The following is an 18,450-nucleotide window of genomic DNA, read 5'->3' as shown; positions in this document are numbered from 1 at the left end:
AAGTTGAATGAAAAAATAAACCAATACAATAGTATCACATCCTGTTAAAAAACCTAAGCGATATTCATTGAAGAGAACCATCAAACCCGAATATACCGGGGTCATAGCGAGTTGCCAAACGACGGTAATGTTTAATTTGTTGAAAAAAGATTCGATCACATGAAGTTCTTTATAGAGATTGTCACATCTGTTTTAAAGGAATCAGAAGCCATTTATTTACGAGCATCATCCGATTATGTTCATGCTCACGATGTTTCCGAAAAACATTAACAACGTGAATAATCTCAGAGAGAGTCTGGTTACTCCCATTTTTCCTTCATCATATTGATTGTGCCTATCCTTTTTTTATTGCTCAGAGTAAGAGAGAGGCAATAAACATTCATAACTACTTGTGGTGGTTTTTATCCTATGAAACTAAGTTATCTTTTTTATTTCTTTGATTTGTACACTCTTTTATTAGAATTTTACACTACAAGAAAGTGCTTTCATTGAATATGATGTAAATATCAATGGAACGATATGGGAAATTAGGTGTGTCATTGGGTGATCCATATTTTTCAATTTTTACAATTGTGATTTATTTCACTTTTATTAAGTATACCGAGCAGGACATTGATCATAAAGGAAGGTGGGAATGCAGTGAATCAAGTACCCGCAAAAGATTTTATAATACCCGGAACCAGTGAAATCATTTTTGAAAATGAAAGATTATCTTTTGAAGATTTGATCGATTGTATACGAATGATTTCGCATGCTTTGTTATGTGAAAAAATTTGTAATCCTGTAGGGATTTTTCTGGACAGAAGCCCGGTTCAAATTTTAGCGGCTGTAGCAGCCTTGCAAATCAATGTTCCCTATGTGTATTTGGATCCTGCCTATCCTGAGGAAAGGATCAATTATATTCTTGAGGATTGCCAAGTAGATCTCATGATTACCGAGGAAAAGTATTGTAATAGATGTTTGGGACAAAAAATGATTGTTATTGAGAACCTGGGGGATTACAGCGAAAAAAAAGAAACCAACGAAGCTGTTAGCTCAGAGATTGGCTTTATTCTGTATACATCCGGTTCTACCGGAGTTCCAAAGGGAGTGGAAATTTACAGAAAATCTCTTCTTAATTTTATAGACGGAATGTCTGAGGTTATTAACTTTTCACGAGGCAAGGCAATAGCCAGTTTTACGGTTGCAACGTTTGATATTTTTTTCCTCGAAAGTGTTTTATCGATTTGCAAAGGCTTGACGGTTATATTGGCAAATGAGCATGAACAGAAAAATCCCCGTCTTATGACTAATTTAATTAAAAACAGTAAACCGGACATGCTTCAATTTACCCCTTCACGATTGCTGTTTTTATATAAATATGATCCTGACTTATTATGTTTGAGACATGTGAGCGAGATTCTTGTAGGAGGAGAAAAACTCCCTTTAAATTTACTGCAAGAACTTCAAAGAAAAACAAATGCCAAAATATATAACATGTATGGTCCAACTGAAACAACCATTTGGTCAACGGTAAGCGACCTAACGAATAGCGATCATATTCATATTGGTACACCCATCAAAAATACCTCTATCTACATTTTGGATGAAAATTCAAAAAAAGTGGGAGCCGGTGATATCGGAGAGATTTGTATTTCCGGAGACGGTTTGGCGAGAGGCTATATCCATAAGGATGAACTAACTGCGAGAGCGTTTGTGAATTTAAACGGCAACACCAGAATTTACAGAACCGGAGATCGGGGGAGATATGTTGAGAATGGCAATATAGAGTTTCTTGGCAGAAGAGACCATCAGGTGAAGGTCCGAGGCCATCGCATAGAACTTGAAGAAATTGAAATAGCCATGTGCTCTTTTGAAAATATAAACCAGGCAGTTGTGATATGCCTAAATCAACAGGAAGAAAGCCATTTGGTTGGATTATATCAATGCCAAAAGGAAATAGACGAAAACGAATTCATTAATGATCTGCAGCTTAGGCTTCCTGAATATATGATTCCCGGCAGAATGTTGAAGGTTTTGGACTTTCCCCACACCAGTAATGGGAAAATTGACCGAAAGGAGATGATCAACAATTTTAAAACAAATGCTATTTCCAGCGTGATTAGGAGTACTTCGGATAATACATTTGAAAATAAAATCCTGGACGTTTTTAGAAATATAATGGGCGAAAATAAAAACAACGAACTAAGTTTGCACAGTAGGCTTTCAGACCTGGGGATTGATTCTATTACCTTTGTCAGTATCATTGTTGCTTTTGAAGCCGAATTTGATATGGAATTCGAAGATGAAAAATTGGTTTTTAAAGCTTTCAATACGATTGAAGAGATAGCGGATTATCTTAAGCATAGACTCTCAATCTTGCCAGTATAACGAATTCAAAACCGAATACACAAATTAGGGGAATGCTTAATGTATAATCTGAAATCTGAAAAATGCGAAATTAAGATTAATTTTAAACATGATCTATACAGTAATTGTATTCAGGATATCTTTATTACCTATTTACAGTGGAAAAATTATGATTACCGCAAAGTATTTGACCACACCTGGAGCTTTGGCATGAAAAGAACCGAATGGGGGATTGATCTTTATCGGACTGGCTTTAATCAGTTATTTGCTTCTCTATCTTATAACTTCGGCATTTATCTTGAATTCTACGACTGCTTCAAAGATTCGAGCAGGTTCTTGGATATTATAAATCAAGAGCTTCAAGAAGGCAGAATGGTTGGTTTGGAAATCGATCCCTTTTATTGTGAATGGCATAGAATCTACAAGAAATATCATGGCAGTCACTTTGTGCTGTTAACCGGCTTATCAAGCGATGGTCTGATCTGTATTGATCCATACATCAGTAAAACACCCGAGAGGATATCTTTTGAACTTTTCTTTCAAGGCGCATCCCGTTTCTTTTTAATCTCTGAAGAAATAAGCGGAAAATACGATTGGAAAGATAATATGAACAAAAATTTAAGGGATCTGTTTGCAGGCAGTCATGGGTTGAGCGATTTTGAGCAAATGCGGAAATTCTCGGATGATATTGATGAGGCCCACATTAGATTTGAAGTTGAGAAATACGATAGCCTGGTATTTTACCCTATGTTATTAAGATTAAACAATGTTGCCGATGGTAGGAGATGTTACAGCAGGTACTTGGATTATTTAATGACCATTCAGCAGGATATAGATTTCCCTAAATATTTTGAGCCATTGATCAAGGCATCCAGGCTGTGGTCAGAGACAAGTGCCTTGATGCTGAAATACATTTTATCGAATTATAACGAAATGTTGGAGAAAAAACTAAAGGACAAAATTATGTATATTTCCGAGACGGAAGAGGCAATCGCCCATGAATTAATTTGTGAACTAAGATCATGAAGGGAGAATGGATATGGATAACATGACCACAAAAGCAGATGAACTATTCGATGTCTTATCGCAATATTTAATGCTTCCTGAAGGAAGTACTGAAGAGACCGCTTTTGATAAGGATAAACTGGATTCGTTTGATAAAATTAATCTCCTGATCATTTTGGAGGAATACAGCGACAGGGAAATCTCGATCATAGACATTTTTGAGTGCGACGATATTGGAGATTTATGTAAATTATGCTTATAGGAGAGAGAACGATGAATGTAGATCACTATAATCAAAATATGGCCAAATTAAACTTCTATCTGGAAAAATACAATGCCCGCCATTCCATTCAAAAAGGCACTCCGCTCATTATCTCTTTTCTGGTAACCAATAAATGCAACCTTCGGTGCAAGCATTGTTTTTATCATGAAACCATTGACACAGGCAATGTAAAAGATGGAATGACGATTGATGAATATAGACAATTATCCTTAAGCATGGACAATTTTTTGACCGGCATATTTTGCGGCGGAGAGCCATTCCTGAGAGAAGACTTCCATGAAATCATACATATCTTCCAGAAAAACAATAAAATGATGTTGGCCGACTCTGCCAGCAATGGCCAGCTTACCCATAGAATAGTGTCTCAGGTTGAGAAGATTCTGCAGGCAGCGCCCAGACAATCCTATTCACTTGGCATATCACTGGATGGTTTTAAAGATACTCACAATGAAATCAGAGGTGTAGGAACCTTTGAGAGGGCCCTTGAAACGTGGAATGCTTGCCAAACTTTAAAGAAATATTATCCTAATTTTGAACTCTATATATGTTCGGCAATGAATACGATCAACGAGAATGAAATGAGTGCTTTTTTCGATTGGGCTATGGTCCATCTGAAGCCGGATAAAATTTCTTTAATCAAAACCCGTCAAGATCCGAGGGCAGGAGAGGACATTAAAGCCATAAATATGGAGAACTACCTTTCCTGCTTAAAAACTATAGAAAAATATATGCATCAACTGGAGCCTTCGGCATTGGAAAAACCGCAAACCTATTTATTGTCCTCCGTTAATAATTATATTTATGAAGGAGAACGCTGCGGGAACAAGCTTTTTACTTGCTATGCGGGTCACCATGGCGGATTTATAGATTATAACGGAGATGTTGGAGTCTGCGAGGTGCTGCCTTCAATTGGAAATTTAAGAGATTACAACATGGATTTTCAGGAATTGTGGAATAACCGGGCAGCTAATGAAAGGCGAAATGAGGTCAACTGTAATCAGCATTGTCTGCAGTGTACCCACGAGTCCGAAGGCTTATTGCCATCTGTATATTTTTCTCCAAATTCTTTGAAATATGAGAGAGCCGAACGATAGTCGTCAAATATCCTTTTTAGGGGGGACGAAATTGAAGGTGGTCATTTTGGCGGCCAATACTGGGCGAGGGCACATATCCGTAATGAATTCAATAAATTCTTTTTTGGAAAATAAAGCATGCGATGTAAAGTTGTTTCCACACTTTTATGAGCGGTTGATGCCCAGCAACAAAGTATTAAGCGACTTCTATAACTTATTGCAAATGACCTCATCGGAGCTATGCAAATTATTCACCCAGATGTCACTGTTGGAAAAACCGGATAAATTCAATGAGATGTACTCCTATTGGATTGAACCTTTGAATCTGTTTTTTAGCAATCATCCTTGCGATGTAATCGTATCCACGACTCCACTTATTAATAAATACATTATCCGGTATCTAAAAGAAACCAACAGCCGGCAGAAATTCTATATTGTTGTCACCGATCCCTTCAGGCCCATGTATCCGGGGTTTGCTGCAGAGGGAGCAGATCGCTATTTTTGTCCGAACGATGAAACGAAAGCTCTTCTTGAAGAAGAAGGCATACCGGCTGCAGACATCATTGTAAGCGGTTATTCCTTGCATCAGAAGTTTGATGTGAGCGGCAATGATACACCGGAGTTTGTTAAGCAGGACAATTTCTGCAAGGATAAACCAACCGTGCTTATCAATTGCGGAGCGCAGGGCTCCATGCATTACTTAAGCATTATTAGAAGTGTGGATGAAGAATTCAAGGGTAAGGCTAACGTTATAGTGTTATGCGGCAATAATAAACCTCTCTATACGATTTGCAAGAATAAATACCCTAGGTGTTGCGTGTTGGAGTATGTCGATAATATTCAAGATCTTTTGAGAATCAGCGATTTATGTATAACGAAAGCCGGTGCAAATACGTTTTATGAGTGCTTGTACACGGATACACCTGTACTTATTGATGCGACGAAAGGATTTCTGTATCAAGAGGAGGGGGTCGTGCATTTCCTCAAGGAAAACAACGTAGGCAGCATTTTTTATGATCTGGAGGAGCTGGCGGCAAAATGTAAAGAAATGATCAGGCCGGATACGCTTCTTGCATTGAAAGAGAATATTTCCAAACTGCAAATTACGAACGGAAGCGTCAATATAGCAGAGGTTATTTCTGGGTCTAAGGTTTGTATACAAGAAGAACTTGGAGAAGGGTGTTGGCCATGCCGATTATAGAAGCTAGACATATATCCAAAACATTTGAGTTTTATAAAAAAGAGGAGGGCATTAAAAGTTCATTTAAAAATCTTTTCCATAGAGAAAAACTAACCAAAGATGCAGTAAAAGATTTATCTTTTTCGGTGGAAGAAGGGGAAATCGTTGGGTTTCTTGGACCGAATGGTGCTGGAAAAACGACTACGCTCAAGCTTTTATCAGGAATAATCTATCCTACAAGCGGAGAAATGCGGGTCAACGGATATATCCCTTGGAAAAGGGAGACTTTATTTAAAAAGCAAATAGCGGTAGTGATGGCTCAAAAAAATCAGCTTTGGTGGGATCTGCCTGCAAATGAAAGTATATTGCTCAATAAACATATCTATGAGATACCTGAGCCCGAATATAAAAAAACATTAAGTGATCTGGTGGAAATATTCGGCGTAAAGGATTTGTTATCTGTACAAGTCCGCAGGCTATCATTGGGGGAGAGAATGAAATTTGAAATTATTTCTTCCCTTATTCATAAGCCCAAAGTCATATTTCTCGATGAGCCTACCATAGGGCTTGATTTAATGGCGCAAAGAGATATGAGAAAATTCATTAAAGACTATAACAAACACTATAAATCTACTGTCATTCTTACAAGCCATTATATGCAGGATATTGAAGAGCTTTGCAGCAGAGCCATGATCATAAACAAGGGTGAAAAAGTATATGACGGAGCGCTAAGCGATATTAAAAGGGACAATATTAAAATTTTATCATTCAGCGTAGATCACTTAAACTTTGACAGAGATGAACTCATACATTTCGGAAAGATCCGTAAAGAAGAAGAAGGAAGTGTCTCCCTTGAGGTTGATCATAATCATGTCAGAGACTGCTTAGCTTATCTTTTGAACAAGTATGAACTTACTGATTTTTCCGTTGAAGATCTGCCCATTGAGGATAAAATCTTGAAGCTGTACGAGGCAGGTGCCCAATGAAGCCAAAATACTTATATATATCCTCGACCTCTTTCATCAGTACGCTTGAATACAGACTGGATTTTATGTTTGGATTGTTGTCCAAGTTTTTTCCGGCCATTATCCAGTTTTTTATGTGGACGGCGATATTTGCAAATTCACCCGATACAATCATTTTGCATTATACATACAATCAGATGATATTGTATACCGTGCTTTCCATTTTCGTGTCGAGCCTGGTATCTGTGGATGTTCAATACAGTATATCTTCAGATATTAAAAATGGAATGCTAAGCAAATATCTTATATTGCCGGTTAATTATTTTTTCTATAAAGCCTTTCAATTCATCGGTTCCAAAATCTCGGATATGATTGTAATTGTTATCGGAATGGGGATAGTGCTTGTTTACTTTAATGCGAACCAAATGATTGAAATGAACATTATGCAGATCGTCAAATTTAGCGCAGTTGCTGTTATGGCTTTTGTTTTACAATATTTGATTTCATTTTTGTTTGCGAATATCGCCTTTTGGATTGGCGAATGTGGCGGCATTTTCACAGTGATAAACGTTATTTCGCTGATTATATCCGGAGCAATCTTTCCCTTGGATATTTTTGGCGACCGAGTGATTGCCATATCCAGACTATTCCCTTTTTATTACATTACATATTTTCCTGCCAACGTGCTAATCGGTAAAATAAGCGGATCAGAGATTACAGCAGGGCTGTCGATTATGGTGTTGTGGGTTTTATGTCTGGGCATTTTTTGCAGCTTAGTCTGGAACTATGGAAAGAAAAAATATATTGCTGCCGGAGGGTGAACAATCCGATGCTTCGAGAATTTAAAAGGTACTTAGTTATTTATTGGATGTTTATAAAAAACAGCCTGATGAGTCAAATGGAGTATAGAGTTAATTTCATTATATCGGCATGTGTTCAGTTGGCGCATATGGGAATAAAGCTTACTTATGTCATTGTGCTTTACAATGTAGGAATAAACATCAACGGATTCACACCGGATGAGATGATGATTATGATTGGAACCTATAGTGCCTTATCGGGTGTATTCGTTTCATTTTTCCTCATCAATTTCGGATCACTTTCCAGCCATATTAAGAGCGGGGGCCTCGACACTTTAATAGTCAAACCCATTTCCCTACAGTTTATGGTCACTCTGAGACATGTTGATCTGGCCTTTGCTGCAGTGTCATTAGTGGTAGGAGGGACGATGGTAGGGATTGGCTGGTACCGTGCAGATGTCGCCTTTACTTTTGTGAATCTTATAGGGTATATAGGGTTTACTTTATGGGGATTGTTTCTTACCTACAGTGTATTTCTTATTCCAAATATTATTTCGTTCTGGACGGTTTCTGCGAATGGCATAAGCCAATTTGTGAATCAGCTGTGGGATTTCAATAATATGCCAATGACCATTTATAACGGTGTTTTTAAAATTATTGGAACTTTTATAATCCCCGTTTTTTTAATCACAAATATAGGAGGGTTGTTTATATTAGATAAGCTAAGCCCGCTTATGATTGTCTGGAGTATTATAGCGCCGATCTTTTTCTTTATCCTGTGCAGGGTACTCTGGAATAAAGCAATGAAGCATTATGTAAGTGTAAGCGGTTAAGCTTCCGGGAAGGGAGAGCATGATTATGAAAATTCTATTACTCGATTACGGCAGGGACCTCGAAAAAGAAGAATTTATTAAATTAATCAGCTTTGTTTCTGCCGATATCATCAGTTTTGAAGAAAGGGATCACAAAATTGCCTTACAAGTACAAGATAATGGTGATTTGGAGCAAATAAAATTCAATTTCAACCGATTGATGGAGAAATATTGCAGTCCAAAAGAAAGCGAGTACATTTATTTTCAACATAAGCATTCAAAAAAACAGAAGTATTATGATACTCATTCCATCTATGAATCCGACAGGATAGAGAGTTTTGAAAAGGGTCTAATTGGATTTAAAAAAGAAGCTGTTCATTTATTTAATTATTTTTCCTCGATCTTCCGGACCTTTGCGATAGAGGAACATGCGGAAGAGCGTATATACCCAACATTGCTGCCGATGGAAGTCTATAAAAAGACGGGATATTTAAAATCGTCACCCCAGTACGCTATGTTTTGCTGTGACGTCTTGGAAAGTATGGACTCGATCTCCGCTTTAAATGAGCTGGCGGGCCACTCTGATGTTCACCATGTTTTATCTGAACCGTCTCTGGCCCTCTCACCATCCGCCTGCTTTCATACCTATAGGGAGCTTGAGAATCAATCTTTGAAAACATCCCAAAGCTTAACGTTTACGCAAAAAGTATTTCGAAATGAAGGGAGATTTAACTGGAACGAATTTGGAAGATTAAGAGATTATCATGTTAGAGAAATCGTCTTTATAGGAGATGCGCAGTATGTACTAAACCAGAGAAACAGAATCATGGATAAAGTTGCAACCCTTATGCAGCAGTTGAATCTGTCGGGCCAAATCGCCGCCGCTTCGGACCCTTTTATTATACCGGATATGCAGTCCTATAAAAAAATACAGCTGTTTGAAAAAAGTAAATATGAGCTTCGGCTCTCCACCTCGGAAGAGAAAAGCCTGGCTTGTGCTTCTTTTAATTTACATGGCATCTCTTTCACCAAAGCATTTCATATTGAAGTGGAAAACTGCTCCAGAACAGTAACCGGATGCATTGGCTTTGGGATAGAAAGATGGGTTCTGGCATTTATGTGCCAATATGGAATCCATTATGAAAAATGGCCAGCAATGGTTTTGGAATCGATGAAGTAAAAAATATGGAAAGGCGTGAGCATACATGAGTAAAATTGCATTAGCTTTATTTCCATTTATGGAGGACTTGTCCCGTGATTTGTTGGGTACGTTGACCAAAATAAAAGAAATGGGATATGAGGGAGTTGAATTTGCGGGGGGCTTTAGCCATGATGTGCATGAGTTATTAAACGCCTTGAACAAAACAGGCTTGGAAGTCGTCGGCTGGCATATCCAAAAACATTATTTGAATGACGAATTTCTATACTCAACGATCCACTATATGCAGACCTTAAGAAACTCGCGGCTGATCATTCCGAATTTACCCTATGAAGATACTAATTCTGAAGAAGCGTGGGCAAGAACTGCGGGAGAATTCAATCGGTTAAGCAGAAAATTATCTGATTATGGCATGAAGATAGGTTATCATAATCACCGGGAAGAATTCGCAAGAATGGATTACGGGTATGTATTCGATGCTTTTTGCAGCAACATAGATAAAGACGTCATTATACAATTGGATGTTGGCAACATGCTTTCAGCAGGAGCAGCCCCGGAAAGTTTTTTGAGAAAATATCCGTACCATTTCAACACGGTGCATATTAAGCCGTATTCCTTGGAAACGGGTTTTAACACGATTTTGGGTGAAGATAGTCTGGACTATCAATCGATTATTAAAAACGCGGCCGGAACCGAATGGTTCATCATTGAATACGAAAGCAAGCTTTTGTTTAACAATTTTGATGGTGCGCAAAGTTGTCTGACCCATTTTAAAAACATTCGGGGAAAATGAAAATGGCAGCAAAAAAAATACTTCAACTTAATGAAAAACCTCTAATTTATGGAAGATTGCACCATGCGTACCCTTTAAGCATTATAACGTCCCACGAAGAAACAATGCCCTGGTTCTTTAGCAATTTTATACAATTGAGCTGCTTGAAAAATATACATCCCCAAAACACTTTGGATATGAATTTTTTGTGGGATGACGGGCGATTTTACTTAAACTCTTGCCCTTGGATCAACTACTTGGACATCCCTGAATCTTTTTTTTATCACTGCATACAAAAGAATATCGTGGATTTTATTATTAGCACTATTGATACGGAAGGGTATGTTTATTTGCATGTTGATGAGTTTTATATTCCAGAAAAGTACTCCTATCAAAATAGAAGTTATCCTCACTGTAATTTTATATTTGGGTATAACAAAGATGAGAAAGTGTTTTACACTTTGGGATATGATTCATTAGAAAGATTCAAAATAATACAGACCCCGTTTAGTGATCTAGAAAAGTCCTTCACCAACTGTCCTCCTGATTTTAGGTTAGATGTTTTATATTTTATAGGCCAAGGTTCTACGTATGATTTCGACTTTGATTTGATTCGTGGATATATACAAGACTATTTGAGTTCTCAAAATTCGTTGGTGAAATTCAAAACACAAACTAACCTTATTTATGAGGATAAGAACTGTGTATTTGGTATGGCTGTTTATAACCAGTTAAAAGTGTATTTAAGTTCTTTAATAGAAGAAAAGGCTGAACTTGATGTTAGAAACCTGCACATATTATGGGAACATAAGGTAGTAATGAAAGAACGATTTATGTTTATGAAGGCAAATTTCAAAGGGGATTTTTCAAATTATATTAAATGCTATGAAGAAATTGAAAATAAGGCGTTAATTCAACGGTGTAAATTTTTGAAATATAGTTTATCAAAAAAGACCAAAGAGATTATTAGTATCTTAAAAGGCTTGGAAGAGATGAAGGATGCTGAAGAACAACTACTTACATCGTTTTTAAACAGTTGAAGGTGTATAGGGGTCAGGAGCTTAAAGTAGAGACCCTTGATTACACTTCGCTACGCGCTCAAGTTCTGGAATCAGGGAATTCTGGACGATCGGAACAGGGATTATTCGCTGATTGGACCCTCTATTTCTATTTTAAGCATAAACACAAGAGTGGTTATGCCTTTTTCAGGGGCAATTCTTCCTACATAGAGCAGCAGTAGGGGGCAGCAATTCCACAACTTTCAGTAGAGCGGAATAATTCCTTTCATATGGTTCAGATGAACAGTCAATCGGATATTAAGTCAATTACAATTGATTGGAAATATATTGAATAAGTACATTAGATATATACTTTTTACACTTGTTAGGATGATTTTGATTTAATACAATACGAAGGTAAACTGTTAAAAAAAGGGAGGAATTATTAATGACACTAGATAAATTAATAGAAATAATTGTTGAAGTACGGGAGACTCCCGAACTTAGAGATTCCATTTCTAGCGATGCCGATATCATTAATGATATCGGTATTGATTCTCTACAACTTATTAATCTGATTCTGAAAGTAGAAGATGAGTTCGATGTGGAGATCGATTTTGATGAGTTTCAGATGGACGATTTGACAAGTGTGGAGCGTTTTTTTAATTACATTAAGGGTATCCAAGAAAGGGATTTTAAGCAAAAGGAAGACGCGTTGAGATGAGGGCGAAACTGGTATATGGTATTTTCGATTCTGAAAGTTTGTGGAGAGAAAAAAACATAGCCTCGCTCCCTGCCATAAAATCTTACAGCGCAGATTATGTTAAACATATGGACGAGCTGTTATTTGTTTTTTGTAATAGAGATGACAAGCTGTTCACTAGACGCAAAATGAATCTAGCCCATATCCATTATTTGCGCAGTATTGGTTTTTTATTTGAAAATATTGTAGCCAGCCACTGCCATGATGAAGAATCGCTCGAAAATACGCTTATAAAAGAGAGCGTTTACATTGAAGCGTCTGAAATATCATCTTACTCAGTTTTGGATAAAACTTCACAAGTTGAGAAGAAATACACCCTAAAAAATGCTTTGCCAAGCTATGAATCAGCAGTTAGGGTAAATTCAAAATTATTTTCTTATGAGTTTAGCAAACAGTGGGATGCCAACTATAAAGGTGTACTATGCTATTCAGCAGATCAATTGCTAACCATTAGTCAGGATTTATTATCTGACGGCATCATAATAAAAGATTTCTTCGGAGTTTCCGGTAAAGGCAATTTGGTGGTCCATTCAAAGGGCATTTTAGAAAGCGTTTATAGGCATATCAAGAAACAAGAAGGCAGAGGGATGGCTACACAACTGATTGTAGAACCCTTTTTACAAAAAGAAACAGATTTTTCCTGCCACCTGAGCATTGATATGAATGGCGAACCTGAGATACTGTCCGTTCAATATATCGATAACAAAGGCTTAAGTTACAAAGGTTCGAGGCATGTGCACAACTCTTCCTTTATTGATAAATTAGACGCAGCTGGCTATTTTGACACCGTATTTCATGCTTGTAAGTCCATTTATAAACATGGATATCATGGGGAAGTATGTATTGATTCAATGATATTAGCAGACGGTTCAATATATCCGGTAGTTGAAATCAACGCACGCAAATCAATGGGACTTATTAATACGAAGCTGGATCATTACTTAACTCAGCATGGATATTCAAGTTACTTAACTTTCATAGATTTACAATGGAATACGCACTTTACATACGAGCAATTTTTGGAGGTGCTTCATCGGAATAAACTATTATTCAGTCCAAACGAAAGAGGGGTAATCCCCTTAACTTCCAATACGATTATGAATAATAGTTCTTCTGGCAAAGGCAGATTATATTTATCGATACCCTATCAACCGAACGAACACCCTGAATATTTGTCAGAGATTAAAGCATTGATGAATGAAATGAATATAAAAACATATTAGGTAAGGAGATAGACGTGTGAATGATACAAGCACTATACTTTGTTCTGGAATTGCATTAGGCGTATATACTCCTGCGTTATTGTTTAAAAAAAATATAGAAAATGAGCATAAAACGGCCGATATCGTAGCCTTGGAAAGTCTTTTTTCAATAGAAAAACAGGAGCAACTACAGAGAAATAAGATTTTGTTCCACCAGAATTTCAAGCTTGCCAAACTCGCTCATCGCCTGCCTCCTGCAATGTCGCAGCATTATGACAAGCAAAAGGCAGATCACTTGATAGAGAAGTGGCTGGATGAAAAAAGATCCCATTTTACCGTCTTTTCCGGATTCTGGATTCCCTTATTGGAAGACTACATCGCTAAATCGGGTCGGGAAGATATAGCAGTGGAGTGTATCCATATGGACGCCGGCTTGTCACCATCGTGGAAGCCTTACGCTAAATCATGTGATATATATCACAATATTTGGCTCTGGGGGGACGAATGCATCAAGACCATTCCGGCTGGCAGTGACTTTGAAATTCTTGCTTATGAGCAACGGGAGAATAGGTTGATTGTTCATGGCGGAGGATGGGGGATGGGAAATTTTAAGGAAAAAGTATCTTGTCTGGCGAACTGTGAATATGAATTGGATATCGTTAAATATGAAATGGTTGAAGAGGATGAATCTGATATAGCTTACTACAGGATCGATCCGGCGTGGGTTCCATGGGAGAGCTATGAATTTCCTCCTATGCTTTACGGTAAAGGAAGTAATCTGTCCAAGATGGACGCTCGGAATTACCACAACATGTTGGAAATTAGCCGGCGCTGTAAAGGAATTGTATCTAAACCAGGAGGAGCCACTTTATTGGATTCAATCCTTTCAGCCACACCCCTGATTATGTTAGAACCGCTGGGAGAGCATGAGCAGCGAAACGCGGAAATCTGGAAGAAATATGGGTTTGGAATATCTGTAGAGGAGTGGGAGAAAAGCCATTTCTCCCATTCTATATTGAGTGAGCTTCACAATAATTTGCTGGAGTATCAAGAAAAAATCAAACCAATCCAGGAGGGAATGAATAATGTCACAACCAAAAACATCCAAAAAACTAGATGAGGATTGTTTAAACCGCTTGAAAAAAACGATAAAACACATGTCAAAAAGCAGAAAAAGTATCCTCAATGATCCTTCCTATTGTACGGACCTGCCTGTTGAGATTGGCTTGAAACTGACTAACGGCTGTAATCTAAGGTGCAAACATTGTTTTGAATGGAATGATGAAGGATTTCATCGGGATATGGATCTCCTGGAACAAAGAGCTCAATTGGATATTGATATCATAAAAAAATATTGGAGCAAACACAATCCGTGAAGTCAAATCTCTATTTATGGGGTGGAGAGCCTCTTATTTACAATAAATGGAATGAACTCATTGATTTGTTAACTGCAGATCCCAGATGGACGGTACTCTGTACAAACGGCCTGCTGATTGAGAATAAAATTGAATCACTGCTGCAAATTTCGGAGAATCTGGCCTGCTTAATCAGCCTTGAAGGGTTTGAAGAGGAAAATGACCGCATCAGAGGTAAAGGAACGTTCCAAAACGTAATGAGGAATATTGATCTTTTACTAGATTTACAGCGAAAAGGGATATATAAGGGAAGAGTTTCCGTTCATATGACCGTAAGTGAATACATGATTGATAAATTATATGACTTTGTCGACTTTTTTGAAAAAAAGGAAATAGATACGCTTTATTTAACACTGCCTTGGTATTTGCCTGAGGAAGTTTCGAACGAAATGGATCAATATTATCATAAGAACTTTAAATGGCTGGCCAATAACATTGACGAACACCATAGATATAGTTGGCACTCATTCAAATTCAAGTTAGAGCCTGATTTCGTTGAACCTTTGATTCAACAGATGGAACAAATAAATCAAAAGAATTGGTCCATTAGGGTTCGCTATCAGCCGGGACTCGAAACCAATCAAGTAAAAGATTATATCGTTGGCTCAAATGAGCCAGTGCAAAATAAAGAGAAATGTTTGGCTTTGAACAGCAGAATGGATGTATTGGCGGATGGAAAGGTAACAGCATGCAAGCATTTCTCTGAACTAGCTGTCGCTGATTTAAATATTGTCGATGATATCAAAGCCGTTTGGCAGGGTGAAGAATTTAATGAGGTCAGAAAAACGATCAATTGTGGACTAATGCCAGTATGCTCAAAATGCATCCTTCTATATTTAAACGGAAATTAAATCAGAGGAGTATTGAAATGGAAAATACTATACATATCGGTTTATTGGGTTGCTCTAAAATAGCCCCCTTTTCAATTTTAAATCCCGTAAAAGAGATAGTTGGAGTAGATGTATGCGGCATAGCCTCAAGCAGTTTTGAAAGGGCAAAAAAATATGCTGATCAACACAAGATCAAAAAGGTTTACGAAAGCTATGATGCCATCCTTAAAGATGAGCATGTGGACGTTGTCTATATCCCGCTTGCCAATCCCCAACATAAGGAATGGACAATTCAAGCCTTAAAGCATAAAAAGCATGTCTTAGTCGAAAAGCCGATTACCTTATATGCTGAAGAGGTCAAAGAAATCGAAAAAACTGCATCTGAGAACCATGTGCATGTTCTGGAAGCCTTAATGGTGCAGCATCATCCCTGGCAGAAAGAGCTTAAAGACATTATTGGAAGCCAAAAATACGGAAAACTAAAGAAAATTAAAACAAGGATTTCGTTTGAAATCATGGGTGGTAAATTTGAGGCGGATAATTACCGCTTCCAGCCCGAGAATGGTGGAGGCTGCTTTATTGATGAATCTTCCTATTGGCTTCAGTTCATTCAATATATGGTCGGTCTGCACCCGTCAGATTATAAAGGCAGTTCCAAGTTTGACGGAGTAAATGGCTGTGACTGGAATTTTGATGCGTTTCTAACCTATGCAGATGGAGTACAAGCCGAATTTAATGCATCTTTTGACCGGGCCTCTAATGCAACCCATTGGTTGGAGTTCGAAAATGGGGAAATAAAGATACATAATTTTTTCAAACCCTGTTATGGCAAATATAAAATTAAATTTAATATTCAAGATCACCAAACAGGTGAGCATTCTATCATGGAGTTTTTACCTGAAAACTATTATGTCAATCAAATGAAGTTCTTTGTAGATGTGATCCAAGGCAAAGCAGAAAATATATCCTTAAAGGAATCGTTTGAACGGATTGATATGATGAGGAAAATATACCATTCTGTAAAAGAGACGTTAAATTTAGAGGTGGGAACGAAATGACATTGATTTCTGTGCAAAATCTGACTAAACATTTTGAATATTATGAAAAGGAACAGGGGCTGAAAAGCTCGTTCCGTAACTTGCTACACAGAAAGAAAATGGTGAAGGCAGCCGTTGAACAAGTTTCATTCGAAATTAAAAAAGGTGAGATGGTAGCTTTTCTGGGTCCAAATGGAGCAGGTAAAACTACGACTCTAAAAATGTTGTCAGGTATTTTGCATCCTTCTGAGGGCTCGGCCAGCATTATGGGATTTACCCCCTGGGAACGGAAAAATGAATTTAAAAAAGCGATGTCCATTGTTATGGGACAAAAAAGCCAGCTATGGTGGGATCTTCCGGCTATTGATTCCTTTTATCTTTTGAAAAATATATATGATTTAAGTGATGAGAATTACAATAATACTCTGAATGAACTGGTTGAACTATTGGATGTAAAGCATGTGCTGAATATACAGGTCCGCAGGCTCTCATTGGGAGAACGTATGAAGCTTGAACTCATAGCAGCTTTGCTTCATAGTCCAAAGGTTCTGTTTCTTGACGAACCAACGATCGGATTGGATTTTATCTCTCAGAAGAATATTCGCGAGTTTCTGAAAAAGTATAATAGGGACACACAAACCACTATCATACTGACAAGTCATTATATGAAGGATATAGAAGATTTATGTGACAGGAGTATTATCATTAATAAAGGCAAGCTGATTTATGATGGAAAAATAAGTGAGATCCAAAGCGCTTTCCAAAGGAAAAAAAGAATGAAAATTTCGTTGTCTGAGCTTCTGGCAAGGGAACAATTTGAAACACTGGGCTCTATAAAAGAATACAACGGCTATGATGTAGTACTGGAAGTGGAGAATGAACGCTTCAAAGAGATAGCCCACCTTGTATTGGAACAATATCCTGTTCAAGATCTCACAATTGAAGATATTCCACTTGAAGAAGGCATATCTCTTATGTATCAGAAAGGTGAACAAGATCAATGAAAAAGTATATGCTGAGTTTCAATATGGGAATTCAGAATGCTATCGAATATAGATTCAACTTCTTTTTGAGTTTGATCAGCATCGTGTTTCCTATTATTATTCAGACTTCCATTTGGATAGCGGCATTTAACCATTCCAGTGAGGCGACATTGTATGGATATAATTTTACTCAGATGTTGCTTTATACGTTGTTAGCAGCGTTAATTTCGCGTTTGGTAGCGACAGGAATTGAATATGAGATTAATGAAGATATAAAGAACGGCGGATTAAACAAATACATAATACGTCCAATCAATTATTTTATGTATAAGCTAAGCGTGTTTATCGGCAGTAAATGTCTGCAATATATTGTGTTGTCTATATTAATAGCGATTATTGTTAGTGGAGCCACTTTTTATACAGATGAATATGAACTGGGTGTTTATAAAATCCTGGTGTCTGTTTTTATATTGATCAGCTCGTGTATTCTGAATTTTTTGATTTCATATATCATTAGCGCGATAGCTTTTTGGTTAACGGATGTTTCCTATTTATTTGTGGTCACTACCCTATTGGTCAACATTGTAAGTGGAGGTGTATTTCCATTAGAGATATTCGGAAATACCGTGAATCGTATATTTGATTTTTTACCGTTCAAATATACAATATATTTCCCCGTGAATACTCTTAACGGCAATTTATCCGGGGCTGCCATTACAAGCTCGTTGTTTATTCAATGGATGTGGATACTTGTTATCTACTTGTTAGCCAAACTGGTTTGGAGACGTGCAATGACCAGGTACATCGCAGTGGGGGGGTAATCG

General features: G+C 37.4%; 19 protein-coding genes. All 19 read left to right on the top strand.

Annotated features, from left to right (window positions below):
• Window positions 1–639: 639 nt before the first annotated feature.
• The 19 genes from UQ64_RS11160 (at window position 640) to UQ64_RS11070 (ending at window position 18,447) form a co-directional block, all read left to right on the top strand.
• On the top strand, window positions 640–2,370 hold the full coding sequence (locus tag UQ64_RS11160; protein ID WP_060623539.1) for a non-ribosomal peptide synthetase: 1,731 nt from the start codon (window positions 640–642) through the stop codon (window positions 2,368–2,370).
• A gap of 39 nt (window positions 2,371–2,409) precedes the next feature.
• Complete coding sequence (locus UQ64_RS11155; protein WP_060623538.1) at window positions 2,410–3,375, top strand: cysteine peptidase family C39 domain-containing protein; 966 nt, start codon at window positions 2,410–2,412, stop codon at window positions 3,373–3,375.
• A 13-nt stretch (window positions 3,376–3,388) separates the two neighbouring features.
• Entirely contained in the window at window positions 3,389–3,616 is a 228-nt protein-coding gene (locus tag UQ64_RS11150; protein ID WP_060623537.1) for a hypothetical protein, read from the top strand.
• An 11-nt stretch (window positions 3,617–3,627) separates the two neighbouring features.
• Window positions 3,628–4,731, top strand: a complete 1,104-nt coding sequence (locus tag UQ64_RS11145) for a radical SAM protein (RefSeq protein WP_060623536.1) — start codon at window positions 3,628–3,630, stop codon at window positions 4,729–4,731.
• Window positions 4,732–4,768: 37 nt separating this feature from the next.
• Window positions 4,769–5,911, top strand: coding sequence for an MGDG synthase family glycosyltransferase (locus UQ64_RS11140; RefSeq protein ID WP_245237941.1), 1,143 nt, complete (start codon window positions 4,769–4,771; stop codon window positions 5,909–5,911).
• Window positions 5,899–6,876 (top strand): ABC transporter ATP-binding protein, encoded by a 978-nt coding sequence (locus UQ64_RS11135; protein ID WP_060623534.1) that lies wholly within the window; start codon window positions 5,899–5,901, stop codon window positions 6,874–6,876. The genes UQ64_RS11140 and UQ64_RS11135 overlap by 13 nt, the downstream gene beginning before the upstream one ends.
• Window positions 6,873–7,676, top strand: coding sequence for an ABC transporter permease (locus UQ64_RS11130; protein ID WP_060623533.1), 804 nt, complete (start codon window positions 6,873–6,875; stop codon window positions 7,674–7,676). The genes UQ64_RS11135 and UQ64_RS11130 overlap by 4 nt, the downstream gene beginning before the upstream one ends.
• A gap of 47 nt (window positions 7,677–7,723) precedes the next feature.
• A complete protein-coding gene (locus UQ64_RS11125) occupies window positions 7,724–8,488 on the top strand; it encodes an ABC transporter permease (protein ID WP_209445752.1) in 765 nt (254 codons plus the stop codon).
• 25 nt (window positions 8,489–8,513) lie between these two features.
• Window positions 8,514–9,647, top strand: coding sequence for a class-II aminoacyl-tRNA synthetase family protein (locus tag UQ64_RS11120; RefSeq protein WP_060623531.1), 1,134 nt, complete (start codon window positions 8,514–8,516; stop codon window positions 9,645–9,647).
• Window positions 9,648–9,672: 25 nt separating this feature from the next.
• Window positions 9,673–10,419, top strand: a complete 747-nt coding sequence (locus tag UQ64_RS11115) for a sugar phosphate isomerase/epimerase family protein (protein WP_060623530.1) — start codon at window positions 9,673–9,675, stop codon at window positions 10,417–10,419.
• A 2-nt stretch (window positions 10,420–10,421) separates the two neighbouring features.
• A complete protein-coding gene (locus tag UQ64_RS11110; RefSeq protein WP_060623529.1) occupies window positions 10,422–11,438 on the top strand; it encodes a hypothetical protein in 1,017 nt (338 codons plus the stop codon).
• Between the two features lie 406 nt (window positions 11,439–11,844).
• Window positions 11,845–12,120, top strand: a complete 276-nt coding sequence (locus UQ64_RS11100; RefSeq protein ID WP_060623527.1) for an acyl carrier protein — start codon at window positions 11,845–11,847, stop codon at window positions 12,118–12,120.
• Complete coding sequence (locus UQ64_RS11095; RefSeq protein WP_060623526.1) at window positions 12,117–13,382, top strand: ATP-grasp domain-containing protein; 1,266 nt, start codon at window positions 12,117–12,119, stop codon at window positions 13,380–13,382. The genes UQ64_RS11100 and UQ64_RS11095 overlap by 4 nt, the downstream gene beginning before the upstream one ends.
• A 16-nt stretch (window positions 13,383–13,398) precedes the next feature.
• Window positions 13,399–14,481, top strand: coding sequence for a hypothetical protein (locus tag UQ64_RS11090; RefSeq protein ID WP_060623525.1), 1,083 nt, complete (start codon window positions 13,399–13,401; stop codon window positions 14,479–14,481).
• Window positions 14,447–14,737, top strand: coding sequence for a hypothetical protein (locus tag UQ64_RS30005; protein ID WP_082651072.1), 291 nt, complete (start codon window positions 14,447–14,449; stop codon window positions 14,735–14,737). Before UQ64_RS11090 ends, UQ64_RS30005 begins: the two co-directional genes overlap by 35 nt.
• The gene (locus UQ64_RS11085; protein WP_156417513.1) at window positions 14,734–15,627 is read left to right on the top strand and encodes a radical SAM protein; all 894 of its coding nucleotides are present in this window, start codon (window positions 14,734–14,736) and stop codon (window positions 15,625–15,627) included. The genes UQ64_RS30005 and UQ64_RS11085 overlap by 4 nt, the downstream gene beginning before the upstream one ends.
• Before the next feature lie 17 nt (window positions 15,628–15,644).
• Window positions 15,645–16,664, top strand: coding sequence for a Gfo/Idh/MocA family protein (locus tag UQ64_RS11080; protein WP_060623524.1), 1,020 nt, complete (start codon window positions 15,645–15,647; stop codon window positions 16,662–16,664).
• Entirely contained in the window at window positions 16,661–17,647 is a 987-nt protein-coding gene (locus tag UQ64_RS11075) for an ABC transporter ATP-binding protein (RefSeq protein WP_060623523.1), read from the top strand. The genes UQ64_RS11080 and UQ64_RS11075 overlap by 4 nt, the downstream gene beginning before the upstream one ends.
• Window positions 17,644–18,447 carry an ABC transporter permease gene (locus UQ64_RS11070; protein WP_060623522.1) on the top strand — a complete coding sequence of 268 codons (804 nt, stop codon included), beginning with the start codon at window positions 17,644–17,646 and terminating at the stop codon, window positions 18,445–18,447. The genes UQ64_RS11075 and UQ64_RS11070 overlap by 4 nt, the downstream gene beginning before the upstream one ends.
• The last annotated feature ends 3 nt before the right edge of the window (window positions 18,448–18,450 follow it).

Source organism: Paenibacillus etheri (genome assembly GCF_001012825.1).
GTDB classification, from domain to species: domain Bacteria; phylum Bacillota; class Bacilli; order Paenibacillales; family Paenibacillaceae; genus Paenibacillus_AQ; species Paenibacillus_AQ etheri.
Note: the sequence above shows the minus strand (reverse complement) of the source record. Positions and strands in the feature narration are given on the sequence as shown.